The 2,073-nt window shown below is 29.4% G+C and carries 1 protein-coding gene; it reads right to left on the bottom strand.

What is annotated here, in order from left to right; translation table 11 throughout:
* Positions 1 to 756: 756 nt before the first annotated feature.
* Positions 757 to 1,866: a glycerol dehydrogenase gene (locus RBB48_RS31555; RefSeq protein ID WP_306008859.1), complete on the bottom strand. Its 1,110-nt coding sequence runs from the start codon at positions 1,864 to 1,866 to the stop codon at positions 757 to 759.
* Positions 1,867 to 2,073: the final 207 nt, after the last annotated feature.

The following is a 2,073-nucleotide window of genomic DNA, read 5'->3' as shown; positions in this document are numbered from 1 at the left end:
TAGAATTAAAATGTATATATATATACCATTTTTGTAAGGTGAGAATTAATAGTGAGCTAGAAGTGATATAAATGTACACAAAAGTGTCGATTCTAATAATCTAGTTTGACTAAAAAATTGTTATCTTAAGTAGAAGACTAACTACTATTTTGGCTGAATCTAAACAATATGTTGTATTGTTTAGTAATAAAATGAGATTATTCTTTCTAGATTTTCTAAAATTTTCTTAATTTAGTTAAATAGGTAAAATAGAAACAGCATAAATTAAGTCCATTACTTTTCCTACATTTTTTATTAGTTATATCTTTTTAGTATTCTCATAAATACTATAGGGAATTTGAAAAATTGACACATAGACTTTTTGTTTTTATATGTTAAGATGGTGTTGCTAACCTATTGTTTATAATAAAAACAGCTTATTTTATTATCAAAAGTATAGGACTAGAAAAAACCTCATAAAGAGGTTTTTTCTTATTTCTATATTTATCTTTGGTGTAAAAATTCAGTTGCAAAATTAATTTTGAAATAATGCTATGTTTTGTTTAAATATTTTGTGCTTTTATATGTTGGATGAAGTCTTCAGATTATTTCATGATACAAATAAATTTTAATATTTATTTAGTTTTTAATATATTGTATTATTATTTTGCTAAATGCTTAAAGGACACATACAACATTTAATGATGTGTAATATACATTTAATTAAATTTTTACAATATGTTTAATTAAAGTTTATTAATTTTTTGTATTGTAATTTTAAATTGATTTTTTTAATTTATACTCAGTAGCATAAGCATCAGCAGCAATAATTGCATCAAAAACCATTTCTGGTGAAATTTCAAATGGCATATTATGTATAGTTTCACCATCTTGACAGGCAGCTTCTGCAACTTTCATCAATTCTTCTTTACTTGCATCACCTAAGTTCAAATCTTCAAGTGTAGTAGGTAAGCCGAGTTTGATACAGAAATCAATGTAGTTATATAGCTCTTCAGTTGTCCAAGATTCCATTGCCATTTGTACTAATGTGCCAAATGCAACCTTTTCTCCATGCATCAAATCATGAGTCTTATCATGTAAAACAGTAAAACCATTATGGATGGCATGAGCTGCAGCTAACCCGACACTTTCAAATCCAAGTCCACTAAGTAAGGTGTTTGCCTCTATTACGGCTTCAACTGCTGGAGTAACAGTTTTTTGTTTAACTGCTAAAAGCGCAGCTTCTCCATATTCAAATAAGGTATCCCAGCAGAGTTCTGCAATTTTAGCAGCCGCTAAGGTAGATAGTCCACCAGCCATAGCGGGTTTTCGTGATTCTAAATTTGCTCTAGCTTCAATCCATGTAGCCATTCCGTCTCCAATCCCAGCAGCTAAAAATCTGGATGGAGCTTGTGCAATGACTTGGGAATCTACTAAAATAATATCTGGATTTTTTAAATAAAATTTGTATTTCTCAAATACTCCATCATCAGAGTAAATAACAGAAAGAGAACTGGTTGGTGCATCTGTTGAGGCAATAGTGGGAACGCTTACAACTTTGGCCAAAAGAATTTCTCCTACCGCTTTTGCTGTGTCTACTGATTTACCACCACCAATACCAATGATTACATCAGCACCAAATTCTTTTCCTATTTTCTCAATTCTTGTAATTTCATTTTCAGAGCTTTCACCATTAAAACCGACTTTTTCAAAGCTTAGATTTTGTTTATGAAAGCTTTCCATAACTTTTTCACCAACAAGATGCCAGACACATTCATCTGCAATAACTAATAAATTAGTTCCTAGAGGTTTTACATACTCTCCAATTTTTTCAATTACATTTCTTCCCTGAATATATTTTTGCGGGCTAATTAAGATACGTTCCATGATAATCACTCCTTGTTTTTTTTGTAAGTAAGCTGAAAATCTAGCCTTGAATCTAATGTTATCAAAATTCTGAGTACAGAATTATGAATATTTTATGTATATTTTTCGTCTGTTATATGAAGGGTTAAAAGATAGTGTTATGATTATCAAAAATCAAATACTATTTCTTAAGAAAGATAAAATGGGAAAAATAGTATTAAAAACCTA

The organism is Bacillus sp. MMSF_3353, assembly GCF_030733445.1.
GTDB classification, from domain to species: Bacteria; Bacillota; Bacilli; order Bacillales; family Bacillaceae_G; genus Bacillus_A; species Bacillus_A wiedmannii.
The sequence above is the reverse complement of the archived record's forward strand: the minus strand, read 5'-3'. Positions and strand labels throughout refer to the sequence as shown.

Excerpts from the sequence above, each read along its gene's own strand:
- RBB48_RS31555 (WP_306008859.1), bottom strand. The coding sequence starts at position 1,866 with ATGGAACGTATCTTAATTAGCCCGCAAAAATATATTCAGGGAAGAAAT.